The sequence below is a fragment of the Desulfoprunum benzoelyticum genome (assembly GCF_014201505.1).
GTDB lineage: Bacteria > Desulfobacterota > Desulfobulbia > Desulfobulbales > Desulfocapsaceae > Desulfoprunum > Desulfoprunum benzoelyticum.
Genome location: NZ_JACHEO010000015.1, coordinates 55160 through 72418, shown reverse-complemented (window position 1 = coordinate 72418; position 17259 = coordinate 55160). Strand labels below are relative to the sequence as shown.

17 protein-coding genes are annotated in these 17259 nt (G+C 60.9%); 11 read left to right on the top strand and 6 right to left on the bottom strand.

The annotated features are described in order from the left end of the window. Nucleotides 1–6: 6 nt before the first annotated feature. On the bottom strand, nt 7–510 hold the full coding sequence (locus tag HNQ81_RS12455; protein ID WP_183351628.1) for a hypothetical protein: 504 nt from the start codon (nt 508–510) through the stop codon (nt 7–9). Further along, nucleotides 507–1715: an FprA family A-type flavoprotein gene (locus tag HNQ81_RS12450; protein ID WP_183351627.1), complete on the bottom strand. Its 1209-nt coding sequence runs from the start codon at nt 1713–1715 to the stop codon at nt 507–509. The genes HNQ81_RS12455 and HNQ81_RS12450 overlap by 4 nt, the downstream gene beginning before the upstream one ends. Nucleotides 1716–1931: 216 nt before the next feature. Between HNQ81_RS12450 and HNQ81_RS12445 the strand changes: the two genes are divergently transcribed. Beyond that, on the top strand, nt 1932–2147 hold the full coding sequence (locus HNQ81_RS12445) for a ferredoxin (RefSeq protein ID WP_183351626.1): 216 nt from the start codon (nt 1932–1934) through the stop codon (nt 2145–2147). 52 nt (nt 2148–2199) lie between these two features. Here the strand turns inward: HNQ81_RS12445 and HNQ81_RS12440 are convergent, their stop codons facing one another. After that, complete coding sequence (locus tag HNQ81_RS12440) at nt 2200–3162, bottom strand: YcbK family protein (RefSeq protein ID WP_183351625.1); 963 nt, start codon at nt 3160–3162, stop codon at nt 2200–2202. Nucleotides 3163–3374: 212 nt separating this feature from the next. On the opposite strand from HNQ81_RS12440, the gene uvrB reads away from it, so the two are divergent. The 3 genes from uvrB to HNQ81_RS12425 are packed head-to-tail and all read left to right on the top strand — an operon-like array spanning nt 3375 to nt 7490. Further along, complete coding sequence (gene uvrB, locus HNQ81_RS12435) at nt 3375–5396, top strand: excinuclease ABC subunit UvrB (RefSeq protein ID WP_183351624.1); 2022 nt, start codon at nt 3375–3377, stop codon at nt 5394–5396. Further along, nucleotides 5393–6067, top strand: coding sequence for a lysophospholipid acyltransferase family protein (locus HNQ81_RS12430; RefSeq protein ID WP_183351623.1), 675 nt, complete (start codon nt 5393–5395; stop codon nt 6065–6067). Before uvrB ends, HNQ81_RS12430 begins: the two co-directional genes overlap by 4 nt. 49 nt (nt 6068–6116) lie before the next feature. Continuing rightward, nucleotides 6117–7490, top strand: a complete 1374-nt coding sequence (locus HNQ81_RS12425; protein ID WP_183351622.1) for a cobyrinic acid a,c-diamide synthase CobB — start codon at nt 6117–6119, stop codon at nt 7488–7490. A 39-nt stretch (nt 7491–7529) separates the two neighbouring features. Here the strand turns inward: HNQ81_RS12425 and HNQ81_RS12420 are convergent, their stop codons facing one another. Next, nucleotides 7530–7880, bottom strand: a complete 351-nt coding sequence (locus HNQ81_RS12420) for a hypothetical protein (RefSeq protein ID WP_183351621.1) — start codon at nt 7878–7880, stop codon at nt 7530–7532. 406 nt (nt 7881–8286) lie between these two features. On the opposite strand from HNQ81_RS12420, the gene HNQ81_RS12415 reads away from it, so the two are divergent. The 7 genes from HNQ81_RS12415 to secA all read left to right on the top strand — a co-directional run bounded on the left by HNQ81_RS12415 (nt 8287) and on the right by secA (nt 15243). After that, complete coding sequence (locus HNQ81_RS12415) at nt 8287–8472, top strand: ferredoxin family protein (RefSeq protein WP_035230697.1); 186 nt, start codon at nt 8287–8289, stop codon at nt 8470–8472. A gap of 82 nt (nt 8473–8554) precedes the next feature. Continuing rightward, nucleotides 8555–8989 carry a hypothetical protein gene (locus HNQ81_RS12410; RefSeq protein ID WP_183351620.1) on the top strand — a complete coding sequence of 145 codons (435 nt, stop codon included), beginning with the start codon at nt 8555–8557 and terminating at the stop codon, nt 8987–8989. Between the two features lie 5 nt (nt 8990–8994). Beyond that, a complete protein-coding gene (alr, locus tag HNQ81_RS12405; protein WP_221270871.1) occupies nt 8995–10146 on the top strand; it encodes an alanine racemase in 1152 nt (383 codons plus the stop codon). After that, nucleotides 10143–11801, top strand: coding sequence for an arginine--tRNA ligase (gene argS, locus HNQ81_RS12400; protein WP_183351619.1), 1659 nt, complete (start codon nt 10143–10145; stop codon nt 11799–11801). Before alr ends, argS begins: the two co-directional genes overlap by 4 nt. 17 nt (nt 11802–11818) lie before the next feature. Next, on the top strand, nt 11819–12043 hold the full coding sequence (locus HNQ81_RS12395) for a hypothetical protein (RefSeq protein ID WP_183351618.1): 225 nt from the start codon (nt 11819–11821) through the stop codon (nt 12041–12043). A gap of 80 nt (nt 12044–12123) precedes the next feature. Beyond that, nucleotides 12124–12594, top strand: coding sequence for an N-acetyltransferase (locus HNQ81_RS12390; protein ID WP_183351651.1), 471 nt, complete (start codon nt 12124–12126; stop codon nt 12592–12594). A 93-nt stretch (nt 12595–12687) separates the two neighbouring features. Beyond that, nucleotides 12688–15243, top strand: a complete 2556-nt coding sequence (gene secA / locus HNQ81_RS12385) for a preprotein translocase subunit SecA (RefSeq protein ID WP_183351617.1) — start codon at nt 12688–12690, stop codon at nt 15241–15243. A 178-nt stretch (nt 15244–15421) separates the two neighbouring features. Here secA and ppk2 read toward each other — a convergent pair whose 3' ends face one another. Both ppk2 and HNQ81_RS12375 read right to left on the bottom strand, forming a co-directional pair. Beyond that, nucleotides 15422–16327 (bottom strand): polyphosphate kinase 2, encoded by a 906-nt coding sequence (ppk2, locus tag HNQ81_RS12380; protein WP_183351616.1) that lies wholly within the window; start codon nt 16325–16327, stop codon nt 15422–15424. A 121-nt stretch (nt 16328–16448) separates the two neighbouring features. After that, a complete protein-coding gene (locus tag HNQ81_RS12375; protein WP_337833451.1) occupies nt 16449–17237 on the bottom strand; it encodes a metallophosphoesterase family protein in 789 nt (262 codons plus the stop codon). Between the last annotated feature and the right edge of the window lie 22 nt (nt 17238–17259).

The window sequence follows — 17259 nt, the reverse complement described above, 5'->3', positions numbered from 1 at the left end:
CCGCCGCTATGGGTGGAGCAGTGCCGCCTGGTCCGGTGTCGCCGAGTAGCCGTCGACCAGGATGAGCCAGTATTTCCCGGGATTTCTGCTCATGGCGGCGCTCGTCGCCTCCGGCAGCCAGTGGCTGTCGTCTATCAGGTTGTAGAAAAACGAGTCGACACCGATAAAGCCGTCGAGGAAATGGGTGAGGATATGCAGGACCTTGCTCGGATACCCCTGCTGCAGATGAGAGAGCTCGGCTATCGTGCGAATCCCGGTCTTTTCCAGATCGCCGGCCAGCGAATGAACGATCTGCCTGTTCTCGGCGACGGCGGCGGCCAGGGTCTCGGCAAATCCCGGGTCGTCGCCGGCCAGCGACCGATCCTCCCGGATCTCGAGAGAGTCGTAGCCCACCAGCGAGGTCCGCTCGAAGAAACGCCGCACCTGCCGGCTGCAGACGGCGAACGAATCGCCGGCGGCAAGGACCCGGTGCCGGGCGATGCGGGTCAGCGCCGCTCCTTCCGGCTTCACCTGCCTTCCTTGGTCGTGCTGTTCAACATCGCCATCCCTATCCGTTTGCCCATCTCCCGGCATTCCTCAAGCTGGGCGGCAGTCGGCACGTATTTCATCCGCAGGCCTTCCTCGATCACATCGAACTTCATCTCGGTCAGGGCGGTGGTCAGCAGCTTGACCGCTTCGCCGCTCCAGCCGAAGGAGCCGAAGGCGGCGCCGAGTTTGCCGGTCGGCTTGAGGCCGCGCATGTAGCTGAGGAAGCCGGCCATCCGCGGCAGGAGGCCGTTGTTCATGGTCGAACTGCCGAGGATCACGGCCCTGGCTTCCAGTATCCGGGTCATCACGTCGCTGCGGTGGTGGTGCTTGAGGTTGAGCAGGGCGTATTTCACCCCGGCCTCCTCCAGGCCGAGGGCTACGGCTTCGGCCATCTTTTCGGTCGAATGCCACATGGTGTCGTAGATGACGAGGGCCTTGTTGTCGGTCTGCTGGCAACTCCAGCGGTCGTAGGCCTTGAGGATGGTGTCGATATGGCTGCGCCAGATGACCCCGTGGTCCGGGGCGATCATCTTGATGTCGAGGTTCATATCGCTCACCGTCTTCAGCAGTTTGCCGACCAGGGGCGAGTAAAGGTAGAGGATGTTGGCATAGTATTTGGTCGCCTCGTTCATGACGTCGCCGAGCGGGGCTTCGTCGTCGAAGCGTTCGCTCGAGGCGTAGTGCTCGCCGAAGGCATCGCTGGAGATCAGGATCCCGTCCTCCTTGAGGTAGGAGAACATCGAATCGGGCCAGTGCAGCATCTTGGTTTCGAGGAACTGGATGGTGCGCCGGCCGAGTGAGATCTGGTCGCCGGTCTTGACGATCGTAAACGGCCAGTCGTCGCGGTGAAAATGGTCGACGATGGCCTTGTGGCCGGCCGGGGAGCAGATCAGTTTCTCCGGCTTGATGATTTCCATCATCGCCGGCAGGGCGCCCGAGTGGTCCATCTCGACGTGGTTGACGACCAGATAATCGATCTTTTCGGGGTCGATGATGGCGCGGATACGGCGCAGCAGTTCATCGATGTGCGAATGTTTGACGGTATCGAACAGGGTGACTTTCTCGTCGATGACCAGGTAGGCGTTGTAGGTGGTGCCCCGATCGGTGGAATATCCATGGAAATCCCTGATATCCCAATCGATGGCTCCGACCCAGTAGATTCCTTTGGTCAATTCGGTTGTGCGCATACTCCCCCTCCAGTGATGAGTTGGTTGTGCAGTGACGAGCAGAGAACGTTCCCATATTAGAATATGGGAACGGTTATTACAAGTGTGGACAGAACTTTCCGCGCTGGATGTCGATTGACATTCCGCCGCTGATTGTCATAGTAGCTCACAAAGTTGATCTTTTTTGCCTGTTGTCAAGATCGGCAGGTTGCTGTTGAAAGGGAAAATGGAGGTGATATGCGGATGATACCGGTCATCGACCCGGGGTTGTGCAGCTACTGCCGCGGCTGCGTCGAAATCGCCCCCGAGGTGTTCCGCTTCAACGACCAGACCGGGCTGATGGAGGTGGTCGAGCTGCCGGCCTATCCGCAGGAGCAGGTGGCCGAGGCGATCAGTTTTTGTCCCGAGGACTGCATCGTCTGGGAGTGGATAAATGAAGACGGCGGCGGTTGAGCCTGGCCGGCGATGGTGTCGGCGGGGCGGTTTGATGCGGCGGCGCTGGTGTTCACCGCGGAGTCTGGCCGCCGATCTCGATAACGTTGGACCGGGCCGTGGCCGGCATCTGCGGGAAGGGGCGGTTGCAGAAGTCGAGGCCGATCCGGTAGCGGCCGGCCGGCAGGGTCGCCGGCAGGGTGGCGTACAGGAAGCGGGTGGCCTTGCGGTCCTGAAGCAGAATGCAGTCGCTGCCGGTTGGGGCGGGAAGGTCGAGCGCCAGCGGCGCCTGTTCCCCGGACTTTTCGGATTCGACGACGGCCATGGGCCTGACCCCGAAGCCGAAGGTGCTGAGGCCGGACAGCGACAGGCGCAGCCGCCCCCCCGGCCGGTAGCGATCATACTCGGTTGACAGATAGAGATGACGGTTGTGGTCGGGCTCGACCGTCTTGGTCCCCGAGGTTGCCGCCTCCCAGAACCTGGGCCGACCGGCGTCGAGGTGGATCGTCTTGCCACCGTAGTGACCGACGCCGCAGCAGTCCTGTTCTCTGATGGTCTGCCACAGTTTTTTGCCGTCGACGCCTTCAAGCCAGAAATCGAGGGCCATGCCATCCATGTGGGTGCTGGTCCGGGCGGCATTGGCGCCTCTCTTGCGGATCCCGTCGTTGTACTCCGGACTGCGGTAGGCCGATTCGATGTTGATGGTCGCCCCAGGGGCCATGCGGTCGGCAAAATAGCTGACCATGCCGAGGAGGCGGGGGGAGATGTGCTCACCTTTTGCCGTCGTCGGGAAACCGAAAACCCGATCGACCTCATTCAGGGCGGCATCGTTCAGCGACCCGTCGGGGTTGAGCAGCTCGACCCCGGCCTCCCGGCCGTTGCGCAGATTCTTCAGGTGCAGCCGGCCGCTGCCCATCAGGAAGAACGGTCCCGGCTCTCCGTCCGCCGTGGTCGGGATGGGGGCAAGGAGCAGGAACGTCATTACCAGGACGGCGACGATTCGGAACGACGGTGATGATGTAAAAGGAATCCTCATATGCGGGCGGCGGACGTGCAATTTTGCGGTTGAGAGGATCTTGCCGAATGTGCTTTACAGCCCAGTGTACCACACTCCTTCTCCGGACTACCGTAAATTTCTTCCTCGGCTCCGGTCAATTTCAAGAGCGGATACCGGCGACCATGGCAATAAAAACCTGTTTCTGGTAAATTCTTTTTTTTTATTCATTCGCCATCGTCCTCGGGATACCAATGGACCGCCCTTTTGAACTCGTCTCCACCTTCACCCCTGCCGGGGACCAGCCGCATGCCATCGAGACCCTGGCGGCGGGGGTCATGCGCGGCGACAGAAGCCAGGTGCTGCTCGGGGTGACCGGATCGGGCAAGACCTTCACCATGGCCGGGATCGTCGAGCGGGTGCAGCGGCCGACCCTGGTCATCGCCCCCAACAAGACCCTGGCGGCCCAGTTGTTCGCCGAGTTCAAGGAACTCTTTCCCCACAACGCCGTCGAGTACTTCGTTTCCTACTACGATTACTATCAGCCCGAGGCCTACATCCCGCAGTCGGACACCTATATCGAGAAGGATTCGGCGATCAACGACGCGATCGACAAGATGCGCCACTCGGCCACCCGCTCGCTGCTGACCCGGCGCGATGTGCTGATCGTCGCCTCGGTCTCCTGCATCTACGGCCTCGGTTCGCCCGACGAGTACAAGAACATGCACCTGTTCCTGCGGGTCGGTGACGAGTACCCGATGGACGAGGTCAAGCGGCGGCTGATCTATATGCTGTATGAGCGCAACGACATGTCGTTTCACCGCGGCACCTTCCGGGTGCGCGGCGATGTCATCGATATCTTCCCGGTCCACGAGGAGGAGCGGGCCCTGCGGGTGGAGTTTTTCGGCGACACGATCGACAAGATCCTGCTGATCGACCCGCTGCGCGGCGTCGTCCTCGAGGCCATGGCGGAGTACACGGTCTTTCCCGGCAGCCACTTCGTCACCTCGAAGGACCGGCTGCAGATCGCCATGGCCACGATCAAGGACGAACTGAAGGCGCGGCTCGACGAGTTCTACCGCGCCAACCGCCTGGTGGAGGCCCAGCGGCTGGAACAGCGGACGATGTTCGACCTCGAGATGATCCTCGAACTCGGTTACTGCAACGGCATCGAGAACTACAGCCGCCATCTCACCGGCAAGCCGGCGGGGGCGCCGCCGCCCAACCTCCTCGACTACTTTGCCGACGACTACCTGCTGTTCATCGACGAGAGCCATATCGGCATCGGCCAGCTCAACGGGATGTACAACGGCGACCGCTCGCGCAAGGAAACCCTGGTCAACTTCGGCTTCCGCCTGCCCTCGGCGCTGGACAACCGGCCGCTGCGCTTCGACGAGTTCGCCGGCCGGATCAACCAGGTCATCTACGTTTCGGCGACTCCCGGCCCCTATGAACTGGCCCAGGCCCAGGGGCGGGTGGTGGAGCAGCTGATCCGGCCCACCGGGCTGCTCGATCCGCAGATCGAGGTGCGGCCGGCGGTCAGCCAGGTCGACGACCTGCTCGAGGAGATCCGCCTCCGGACCGAGCGCGGCGAGGCGGTGCTGGTCACGACCCTGACCAAGCGGATGGCCGAGGACCTGACCGACTATTACCACAAGCTCGGGGTCAAGGTCCGCTACCTCCATTCCGACATCAAGACCCTGGAGCGGATCGAGCTGATCCGCGATCTGCGCCAGGGCGAATACAACGTCCTGGTCGGCATCAACCTGCTGCGCGAGGGTCTCGATATCCCCGAGGTGTCGCTGGTCGCCATCCTCGACGCCGACAAGGAGGGGTTCCTGCGCTCGGAGCGTTCGCTGATCCAGACCTGCGGCCGGGCCGCCCGCAACAGCAACGGTCTCGTGATCATGTACGCCGACACGATCACCGGGTCGATGCGGACCACCATCGACGAGACCGAACGGCGGCGACGGTTGCAGGAGGAGCATAACCGCCGCAACGGCATCACCCCGACGACCGTCATCACCTCGATCAAGGATGCGATGCAGCAGCACCTGCAGGCCAGCGGCTACACGCTGGCCGTCGACCGCCAGGCCGCACTGCTGCAGGCGGCGGAGGACCTGCCGTCGTTCGGCAGCATCGCCGAACTGGACAAGGAGATCGGCCGGCTGGAGAAGCGGATGCTGGCGGCGGCGAAGGAACTGGCTTTCGAAGAGGCGGCGACCTTGAGGGATCGGATCAAGATGCTGCGCAAGCTGGAGATCGAGATCGGATGAAAGAGGGGACGCGGCTGCACCGGTTGTCGCTGCAGGTCGTGCCATGGCTCGTCGCCATGCTGATGCGGGCCTGGTTCGGCACCTGCCGGATCACGGTGCACGGGCTGGAGCATCGCCGCGGCACCCTCGATGCCGGCAGGAAGGTTGTGGCCAGTTTCTGGCATTACACGTTTCCCTTTGTTTTCTATCAGCTGCGGCGGGAGTCGGCGACAGTGATGGTCAGCGCCAGCCGCGACGGCGAGTACATCGCCCGCCTGGCGGAGGAATTCGGTTTTTCCACCACCCGCGGCTCGCGCAACAACCGGGGCGCCCAGGCATTGAAGGATCTGCTGAAACTGGCGGCGGCCGGCGAGAGCACGGCGATCGTCGCCGATGGTTCCCAGGGTCCGCCGCGCATTGCCCAACCCGGTGCGATCCTGCTGGCCTCGCGGGCCGGGGTGCCGGTCCTGCCGGTGATGTGGTCGGCGTCGCGCTACTTCGCCTTCCGTTCCTGGGATCGGACGGCGATCCCGCAGCCGTTCGCCCGGGTGGACTTTTATTACGGCGAGCCGCTGGACGTACCGGCCGACCTCAAGGGGGCGGGCATTGAGGATTACCGCAGGATACTGGAATGCCGGCTCAACGAATTATACGACAGGGCCTGGCGGCGGCAGGGACGGGCCGGTCACTGACCGGGCGGGCCGCCGCCGATAACTATTGACGAGGATGAATGACGGGACGATGCAAACCAGGGGAATAACGGTGGCCGGCCTGGCCGGCGGTTCGGGCAAAAGCGTGGTTTCGGTCGGACTGACGGCGGCGCTGGCCCGTCAGGGCAAAAAGGTCGTGCCGTTCAAGAAGGGCCCGGACTACATCGATGCCGGCTGGCTGCAGCTGGCGGCAGGGCGCAAATGCTACAACCTCGACCCGTTCCTGATGAGCGGCGAGGCCCTGCACCGGTCGCTGCAGCGGCATGGCCAGGGCGCCGATGTGGTGATCCTCGAGGGCAACCGCGGCCTGTTCGACGGGGTCAACGCCGACGGCGGCTATTCGACCGCCGATCTCGCCGTCGCCCTCGGTCTGCCGGTGCTGCTGGTCGTCAACTGCACCAAGACCACCCGCACCGTGGCGGCGATGGTCCTCGGCTGCCTGCGCTTCGACGAACGGCTCGACATCCGCGGCGTCATCCTCAACCAGATCGCCACCGAGCGTCAGCGGCTGCTGATCACCGAGGCGGTCGAGCGCTATACCGGAGTGCCGGTGCTTGGCGCCATCCCCCGGCTGAGGCGGGACATCTTTCCGATGCGCCATCTCGGCATGATCCCGCACCAGGAATACGACGGCACTGCCGAGGCCCTCGATTTCCTGGTGGCGACGGTGTCCGCCGGCCTTGATCTGGACCGGATCGACGCGTTGATGGAACCCATTCATCTTGATCGCAGCCTCGTCACGGATGCGCCCCTGCCGCCAGCCGATGTGCGGATCGGCATTCTCCAGGACGCCGCCTTCCAGTTCTATTATTCTGAGAATCTCGAGGCCCTGCAGCGGGCCGGGGCGGAACTGGTCTTTGTCAACGCCCTGCAGGACCGGGAATTACCGGAACTTGACGGTCTCTATATCGGCGGCGGTTTTCCCGAGACCAGCGCCCGGGAACTGGCGGCCAATCACGGCTTCCGTGACTCGGTGCGCCGGGCGGCGGCGGAGGGGATGCCGATCTATGCCGAATGCGGCGGTCTGATCTACCTCGGGGAATCGATCCTGCTCGATGGCCGTGAGTACCCGCTGGCCGGGGTGTTCCCGGTGCGTTTCGGCATGTCGAAAAAACCGCAGGCCCATGGCTATTCGGTATGTCGCGTGGAAAAGGACAATCCGTACTACCCGGTCGGCACTGAAGTACGCGGTCATGAATTCCGGTATTCGACCGTTCTTCACTGGCGGGAGGGCGAGGCCGAGCTGGTGCTGGGGATGGTGCGGGGCAAGGGGTTTGTCGGCGGCCGCGACGGCCTGTGCCGCGGCAATGTCTTCGCCCTGTATACCCATGTCCATGCCGATGGCACCCCGGAATGGGCGCCGGCGTTGGTGGAGCGTTGTCGGCGCTGGCGTGGGAGGGGTTGACCGGCCTTTGCCCGGAAGCAGTTCGGCCGGCGGGCTGGCTCAGTGGGCCGGTTGGCTGCCGAGAACCTTGCGGTAGATGATCTCCTGTTCCTCGTCGCTGGGCGGCGGATCGACCCAGTGGATAAAGGATTCGGTGACCCGGACGAAGGCGCCGTTGTCCTGTTTGCATTTTTCGCAGATGCTTTCGGCCATGTCCCGGTACATGATGATCTTCGAGGCCGGTTCGCCGTCCTTGGCTACGGCTGCCATCTTGCGGCAGCCGCATTCCAGGCGGATGACGACGACACCGATGGCGTCGGGGCTGCCTTCGAGGATGCCTTCGATCATTGCCTGTTCACGCTTTTCCGCTTTCAGTGCTTTTTTTCGTAATTCCGGGGCTTTCTTTTTCATAATGGCAGTTTGACAGAGATTTTTGTGACTGGTGGATAGGGGCGACGGCAGTCTGGGTGGCCGAGCCTGATGCGAGCCCTACCATATATGGAAAGGCTGACCAGGGTCAACGATATTCTGGTGATATGCAGGATAAGGGTGTCGGGGACGGGAAGCGGTCTGTCGCTTCAGGTTCGATAAGGGAAAGCCTGGACGGTTCCGGAGGCGGCAATCCCTTTAAATCCGGTAAATGTATGTCGGGCAAGGGTTTTATTTTCATTCATTTTTCCCCGGCCATTTTTGCTTGACAAAAAACTGGGGGTCGGATATTGGATGAGTACACGAAGAAAGTATTCGTGCAAGTGTTTGGACTGCTGAATAAGTATGACAAATACTTATACTAATTCTCATTTTATGGAGGTGAATCATGTTTGAGGTTGTTGTCGATAAAGACAAATGCGTTGGTGATGAAGAGTGTGTAGCAGCCTGTCCTGCTCAGGTATTCGAAATGGTAGATGGCAAGGCCGAGCCGGTAGAGATGGACGAATGCCTCGGTTGCGAGACCTGTGTCGAAGTATGTCCTGAGAACGCCATCACTGTAACAGAGATGTAATAGCTGCGATCACCAGGTACCATATCGAGCCCATCCTCCTTTCGGGGGATGGGCTTGTCTTTTTTTTCTTCGGGATGCGGTTGTGACGGCCAGCGGTCTGAAACGGTTCACGCCTGGTGTCGACAAACGGGTACATCTGCTTCTGTCCGCGGTATTGTGGACAACCGTCGGTCTGTGGCTGCTTGTGCGCGGCGGTCTGTGGCTGCAGTCGGCCGACTCCTTGTGGCTGTTCATTCCCGCTCTGCTGCTGGGCAGCGTCAAATCGCTGCTGATTCTCGACCGGACGGCGAGGAAAGGCATCCAGCGGATTCTCTGTTTCAACGGCACGGCCTGTGTCGGAGCGGTGTATTCCATCAGGACCTGGTTACTGGTGCTGGCGATGATGGCGATGGGTTACCTGCTTCGCCGGTCAAACATCCCGGTAGCGGTGCTCGGAACCCTCTATGCCATGATCGGCTGGGCCCTGGTGCTGTCGAGCAGGCATGCCTGGCGGGTGCGGCGGCAATTCAACGGATGACTGTCATGGTGAGTGAACAGACACAGGTGGTATCACGGAATCAGGTCCGCATCGATCGCCGGGCCCTGCGACATAATTTCAACACAATAACCGAAGAAGTCGGGCCTGGTGTCGCAGTGATGGCGATGGTCAAGGGCGATGCCTATGGCCATGGCATGACGGAGACCGCCGCCGTTCTGGCCGGCTGCGGCTGCCGGATCTACGGCGTTGCCGAACTGGTCGAGGCGGTTACCCTGCGCCGGGCCGGAATCGGTGGCGACATTTTTGTCCTTCTCGGTTTTGTGGCGGAAGAAGCGGAGCAGTTTCTTCTTTACGATCTGACCCCTGTCGTCTTCCTTCACCAGGATATCGAGGCATTGTCGCAGGCGGCGGTGCAGCACGGGCGGGAGATCGGGGTGCATCTGAAGATAGATTGCGGCATGGGCCGACTCGGCCTGTTGCCGGCCGAGGTTCCTGCCTTCAAACAGCGGATCGACAACCTGCCCGGGATTTTTCTGGCCGGGATCATGGCCCATCTGCCGGAGGCCGACCAGCGTCAGGCGGCGAGTACGCCGCAAGTATTTTCCTGCTTTCAGGAAACCATCGACCGGCTCGGCGCCGGTTTCACCGGTGTCCGTCATATCGCCAATTCCGGGGCGACCATGTATTTTCCGGGCATGCACTGCAATATGGTACGGGCCGGCATCTCGCTCTACGGCTGTTATCCTGACGGCGGCGCGAGTGATGACCTGGGTGCTGGGGCGAGATTGCAACCGGTGATGTCGTTCGTCACCCGGGTCGCCCAGGTCAGGGACCTGCCGGCCGGCAGCGGCATCAGTTACGGCCATACGTACGTCACCACCCGGCCGACCACGATAGCCGTCCTGCCGCTCGGCTATGAGGACGGCTATCTCCGCGATCTTTCGAATCGGGGTGAGGTCTTGATTCACGGTCGGCGGGCGCCGGTCCGGGGCCGGATCTGCATGAACCTGTGCATGGTCGATGTCACCGAGATCCCCGGGGTCGCGGTCGGTGACGAGGTCGTGCTGCTGGGACGACAGGACGATGCGGAGATCACGGCAGACGAGATTGCCGGCTGGATGGGGACCATCAGCTATGAGGTCCTCTGTCTGTTCGGCAACAATAACAGCAGAATTCACATTGATGGGAAGAGATGATCCGTTCACGCTTGAAAGGTGTCCTTGAGGAGTGTTTTGATCGGGGTGTGGCCGAAGGGGCCTGGTCGGCCGCCGGGGCCGGCAGGTTCGCCCTCGAATTGCCGAAACGCGAAGGCCAGGGCGATTATGCCACCAATATGGCCCTGGTTCTGGCCGGCATCGAGAAGGCCAATCCCCGGCAACTGGCGGCGAAGATTGCGGCCATGCTCGAGAACAGCGGCGATCTGGTCGATCACGTCGAGGTCGCCGGGCCGGGTTTTGTCAACATCTATATCCGCCCCGGGGTCTGGCGTGAGGTCATTCCGCAGGTCATCGCCCGCGGTCGTGATTTCGGCCGCAGCACCATCGGCGGCGGACGGAAAGTCATGGTCGAATTCGTCAGCGCCAATCCCACCGGACCGCTCAGCATCGGTCACGGCCGCCAGGCAATCCTTGGCGATTCGATCGCCCGCCTGCTGGCGGTGACCGGGCACGACGTCTTTCGTGAGTATTACTACAACGATGCCGGGCGGCAGATGCGGGTCCTGGGCGAGTCGACCCGGGCCCGCTACCTCGAGTTGCTGGGGCTGCCGAGTCAGTTTCCGGAGGACGGCTACCAGGGCGACTACATCCTCGATATCGCCCGGTCGCTGATCGCCGAGGTCGGTGACAGCCTGAAGGATCACGCCGATGTCACTCCCTTCAAGGAGAAGGCCGAGCGCCATATCTTCGCCGATATCTCCGCCACCCTGAAGCGGATGGGAATCACCTTCGACAACTACTTCAACGAGCATTCGCTGTATGAGGACGGCAAGATCGACGAGGTGGTGGCCGAGCTGCGGGCCAAGGGCTACGTCTACGAAAAGGATGGGGCGGTGTGGTTCCGGACCACCGAGTTCGGCCAGGAGAAGGACCGGGTCATCATCAAGAACACCGGCGAGCCGACCTACCGCCTGCCGGACATCGCCTACCATCGCGAGAAGTTCCGCCGCAATTTCGACTGGCTCGTCGACATCTTCGGGTCGGACCATATCGCCACGGTGCCGGACGTCCTGTCGGGGGTGCGGGCGCTGGGCTACGACGACAGCAAGGTGACGGTGGTGCTGCACCAGTTCGTCACCCTGACCCGTGAGGGCCGGCAGGTCAAGATGTCGACCCGCAAGGCGACCTTCGTCACCGTCGATGAGCTGATGAACGAGGTCGGCGTCGATGTCGTCCGCTTTTTCTTCATGATGCGCAGGGCCGACAGCCAGCTCGAGTTCGATCTCGATCTGGCGACCAAGGAAAGCCAGGAGAACCCCGTTTACTATGTCCAGTACGCCCATGCCCGGCTCTGCTCGATCCTGGCCCAGGCGCGGGAGAAAGGGGTGGAGCGGGCCGACTGCGCCGCCGTCGATCTGTCGCTGCTGGTGCAACCGGAGGAACAGCTGCTGTTCAAGACCATGTCGGCCTTCCCCGCGATGATTGAGAACGCGGCCCTGGAACTGGCGCCGCACAAGGTGATTTTTTACCTGATGGAACTTGCAGGCCAGTTCCATAGTTACTATAACAAACACAAAGTGATCACCGAGGACCTCGCGCTGAGTCGGGCCCGGCTGTGCCTGGTCGATGCCCTGCTCGTGGTCCTCGGCAATGGACTGGCCTTTGTCGGCCTGACGGCCCCGGAAAAGATGTAGGAATGTGTGCTCGGGAGATGAAACAGAACCGCCAGGTCAGGTTCGAGCTGAGTTGGAGCGGCGTCACCGCGATTATGGTGGTCTGCGTCTGCATCTGCCTGTGGATGTTCGTCCTCGGGGTGTGGACGGGCCAGGCGCTGCTCCAGCCCCCTTCATCCCGGCAGCAATCACTGGTCGACGTCGGTCTGGCGGTTATCGCCCCGCTGTTCGGGATAGAGCGGCAGAATGGTCCCGACCGGTGACCTGAGTTTTGTCTGAAACCAACCCCTCTCTGGCTTCAACGGCGGGTTGAGCTGTCGACCCGCAAGCGGATGTGATGCATATGATACGTGCTGCACGGATGGAGGACGTGAAGAATATTCACGCCCTCATCAACAGTTTCGCCGGTGACGGGTTGCTGCTTCCCCGATCGATCAGCTCCCTCTACGACAAGCTGCGGGACTTCGTCGTCTTTATCGACGACGATGATATGTTGATCGGCGTCTGCGCCCTGCAGATCACCTGGGACAACCTCGCTGAAATCCGTTCACTGGCGGTGGATCGCAATCTCCAGGGTCGCGGTATCGGTTCCCGGCTGGTTCGGGTCTGTCTTGACGAAGCCGCTACACTGGGGATCGAACGGGTGTTTACACTGACGTATCAACCCGGATTTTTCCGCAAACTCGGGTTCCGGGATATCGATAAAAAAAATCTGCCGCACAAGATCTGGAGTGATTGTCTCCACTGCCACAAGTTTCCGGACTGTGACGAGGATGCGCTGCAGTTCGACAGCACCTGGGAACCGGAGGCGTAAGATGGCGATGCCGCCTTCGCTTAACGATCGGCAGCTTCGATAACCGGCGCGAACCGCGGCAATGGATATTTCACCTCAATTTCACAACGACAAATGATTGGAACAATCCTCACCAAGATTTTCGGCAGCAAGAACGACCGGGTCCTGAAGCAGATTCAGCCGCAGGTCAACCGGATCAACGAGCTCGAGAAAACGGTGCAACCGCTCGACGATGCGGCGCTGGCGGCCAGGACGGTCGAATTCAAGGAGCGGCTGGCCAAGGGCGAACCGCTCGACGACCTGCTGCCCGAATCCTTCGCGACCATCCGGGAGGCGGCGCGCCGGGTTCTCGGTGAACGCCACTATGACGTTCAGCTGGTCGGCGGCATCATCCTTCACCAGGGCAAGATTGCCGAGATGAAGACCGGTGAGGGCAAGACCCTGACCTCGACCCTGCCTGTCTACCTCAACGGCCTGACCGGCAAGGGCGTGCACGTCGTAACGGTCAACGATTATCTGGCCGGCCGCGACGCCGAATGGATGGGCAAGGTCTATACCTTTCTCGGCATGAGCGTCGGTAAGATCGTCCACGAGATGGACGACCAGGCCCGCCGCGCCGCCTATGCCGCCGACATCACCTACGGCACCAATAACGAGCTCGGCTTCGATTACCTGCGCGACAACATGAAATTCGAGTTGCGCGATTTCTGTCAGCGCGGTTTCAACTATGCCATTGTCGACGAGGTCGACTCGATCCTGATCGATGAGGCGCGGACCCCGTTGATCATCTCCGGTCCCGCCGACATCTCTACCGATCTGTACAAGAACGTCGACAAAATCCTCCCCCGTTTCCAGCGCGACGTCCATTATACTGTTGACGAAAAGGCCCGCCAGGTCTCACTCACCGATGACGGGGTGGCCCTTGGCGAGGAACTGCTCGAGGTCGACAATCTCTACGATCCGGGCAGCATCGAAAAACTGCACCACCTCAATCAGGCCTTGAAGGCCCATGTGCTGTTCCAGCGTGATGTCGACTATATCGTCAGCAACGGTCAGGTCGTGATCGTCGACGAGTTCACCGGTCGGACCATGGAGGGGCGCCGTTACAGCGACGGCCTGCACCAAGCGCTGGAGGCCAAGGAGAATGTCAAGATTGAAAAGGAAAACCAGACGCTGGCCTCGATCACCTTCCAGAACTACTTCCGGATGTACGACAAGCTGGCCGGCATGACCGGTACCGCCGATACCGAGGCCCCGGAATTCAAGAAGATCTACAATCTCGATGTCGTCGTCATGCCCACCAACCAGCCGATGGTCCGTGATGACTACGCCGATGTCATCTACAAGAACGAGGCGGCCAAATACCGGGCGGTGGTTCGCGAGATCAAGCAGATGCACGAGGCGGGGCGACCGGTGCTGGTCGGCACCATCTCCATCGACGTGTCGGAAAAGATCGCGGCGATGCTGAAAAAGGAGAAGATCGAACACGAGGTCCTGAACGCCAAACACCACGCCCGCGAGGCCGAAATCATCGCCCTTGCCGGGCAGTACGGGCGGGTGACGATCGCTACCAACATGGCCGGCCGCGGCACCGATATCAAGCTCGGCGAAGGGGTGCGCGAGGTCGGCGGCCTCCATATTCTCGGCACCTCCCGGCACGAGTCGCGCCGCATCGACAACCAGCTGCGCGGCCGCTCGGGGCGGCAGGGCGATCCCGGTTCCTCGCGCTTCTATCTGTCGCTCGAGGACGATCTGCTGCGGATCTTCGGATCCGGTCGGATCACCAGCATCATGGACAAGCTGGGCATGGAGGAGGATGAACCGATCGAACACAGCATGGTCAGCCGGGCGATCGAGAATGCGCAGCGCAAGGTCGAGGGCCATCATTTCGATATCCGCAAGCATCTCCTCGAATATGACGACGTCATGAACAAGCAGCGCGAGGTCATTTATCGCCAGCGCCGCGAGGTCCTCGAGGACGACGATGTGGCCGGGGCGATTCAGGATATGGTCGCCGAACTGGTCGACGGGATCGTCGCTGATGTCGCCGAGGGACGTACGGACTCGGAGAGTTGGGATTGGCCGGCCCTGGCCGATCGGATCGCCGAAACCTTCAATTTCCCGTTGGACTGGCCGGAGGACGAGCGTCGCGACCTGCAGGCGGAGACGCTGCGGGAGCGGGTGATGGAGTTGGTCCGGCAGGCGTATCGGGCGCAGGAGGAGCGCAATGGCCCCGAGACCCAGCGGCAGCTGGAAAAGCTGCTGCTGCTGCAGATGGTGGACACCCACTGGAAAGAGCATTTGCTGGCGATGGACCACCTCAAGGAGGGCATCGGTCTACGCGGTTATGGCCAGAAAAACCCGTTGAATGAGTACAAACGCGAGGCCTTCCAACTCTTTACCGGGGTCATTCATACCATCAAGCAGCAGACTGTCTCGCACCTGTTCAGGGTGCGGGTAATCGATCCGGAGGAGGTTGAGCGTCTGGAAGAGGAACGGCGGCGGAAACAGGCGGAGGAGCAGGAACGCCTGCTGAGCCGGCACCTGGCCGAAGGGGACGAGGGGGGCAAGCAGCCGGTGCGGCGGGAAGGGGACAAGATCGGCAGGAACGCCGATTGCCCCTGCGGATCGGGCAAGAAATACAAAAAATGCTGCGGTCGGTTCAAGTAAGCCGTCGTATAAAAATACGGTAACGATAGAGCATCGATATCGGCATAAGGGGCTGGAACGAAATGGGTGAATCTGTAATGGTCATTCCGTAACGGCCCCTGAATCGTGGCGAAGATTGGACAAAGAACGATGGCCGATACCCGGTGGGTTATCGGCCATCGTTCTTTGCAGGAGGAGATCAACCCCGAAGTTCGTGGGGTTGCATCAGGTTCTCTTCCATGTGTTTCAGCTCGTCGATGCCCGAGACGATGATCTCCGGGGACGGGCGCAGTTCCTCATCCGTCAGCTTGTCCCGGTATTCCATGTTGCTGAGGACGAATTTCATACAGTTGAGCCGGGCCTGTTTCTTGTTGTCGGAACGGACGATGGTCCAGGGGGCGATGGTGCGGTTGGTCTCCGACAGCATCTGGAATTTGCGGATCGAATACTGGTCCCAGTATTTCTGGGCGAGATTATCGATCGGCGACAGCTTGTACTGTTTCAGAAGATCGGTCTTGCGGCTCTCGAATCGTTCCTTCTGCACTTCCTTCGAAACCGAGAAATAGAACTTGAACAGCTTGATGCCGTTTTTGACCAGCATCTCCTCGAACATCGGCACATCCTTGAGAAAGCGTTTGTTCTGTTCGTCGGTGCAGAAACCCATGACCGGCTCGACCATCGCCCGGTTGTACCAGCTGCGGTCGAACAGGACGATCTCTCCGGCCGATGGCAGGTGGGCGATATAGCGCTGGAAATACCACTGCGTCATTTCGGTCTCGTTCGGTTTGGCGAGGGCCACCACCCGGGTGTTCCGGGGGTTGAGGTGCTCGGTGAATCGCTTGATCGTCCCGCCCTTGCCGGCGGCGTCCCGCCCCTCGAAGATGGCGAGCACCTTTTCCCCGTTCTCCTTCATCGTCATCTGCAGCTTCATCAGCTCGATCTGCAGTTTCTTCAGTTCCTTCTCATATTTGATCTGACTCTTGCTGACCCATACCGCGATCTTGTCTTCGCCCTTCTTGCCGTCGCTATTTTTGTAGGCGGTTCCTTCGGCGAGTCTGATGTTTTCATCCTCGGTTTTTTCCTGTTTCTTTGCTTTCTTGGCCATGGTGCCTGGTATCCTCCGGTTCAGGTTGTGCTTAAGTCGATCGGGGTTGCGTGCCGACCTGGTCGGGTAGGGCGCGGTATCGTTGCTACGGTAGCAGACTTCCGACGTAAAGTACAAATTTTCAATTGAGTTTTCTTCCCTCCCGGTACATTCGGGCATATATTCCGGGAAGCCGACAGTCGGACAGCGCCCTGACCACCGCCTCGATGTCGTAGGCGATACGGAAGTGCTCGACCTCTATCGAATCGGCGGAGAGGCGGAGAATGGCGCAACTGACCCGCGGATCGCCGTCGAACATCCGGCCTGCCGAGCCGGGGTTGATGAAATGGATGCCGGCGATCTGCTTGTGGTAGGGTGTATGGGAATGACCGGTGATGATGATTTCGGTACGGCTGACGGCGGCGAGCTCAACAAAACGCTCGTTCGGGGTGTCGGCGAACAGGAACTCGTGCGGTTCGGCCGGGCTGCCGTGGTGGAGACCTGCTGTTCGGACGATCGCGGCGTCATCCCCTACGGCCAAATGCAAGTCGAGAAAAATCGGCATGGCGAGCAGGTCGCGACGGCCGGGCTCGTCAAGCTGGCTGACGGTCGAGGTGTACATGATCCGCTTGTCGATGTTCCGGGGCTTGTTGATCGATTTCCCCAGCAGCAGGCGGTTAACCTTTTTGTCGGTATTGCCGAGGATCGAGATCGCCTGGTGCTGCTTGAGCCAGCGCAGGGTCTCGGAGGGAAAGGGGGCGTAGACGACGGAATCGCCGCAGTTGAGGATCAGGTCGAAATGTTCGCCGGCGAAGAATTTTTCGATCGCTGCCAGGGCCGGGAAATTGCCATGGATATCTGACAGCAGCAGGATGTTGAGCATATGGCCGTGATCGTCGCGGGAAAATGCAAGGGAAGGGATCAAATGCACATGACGGCAGATCGTCCGTCAG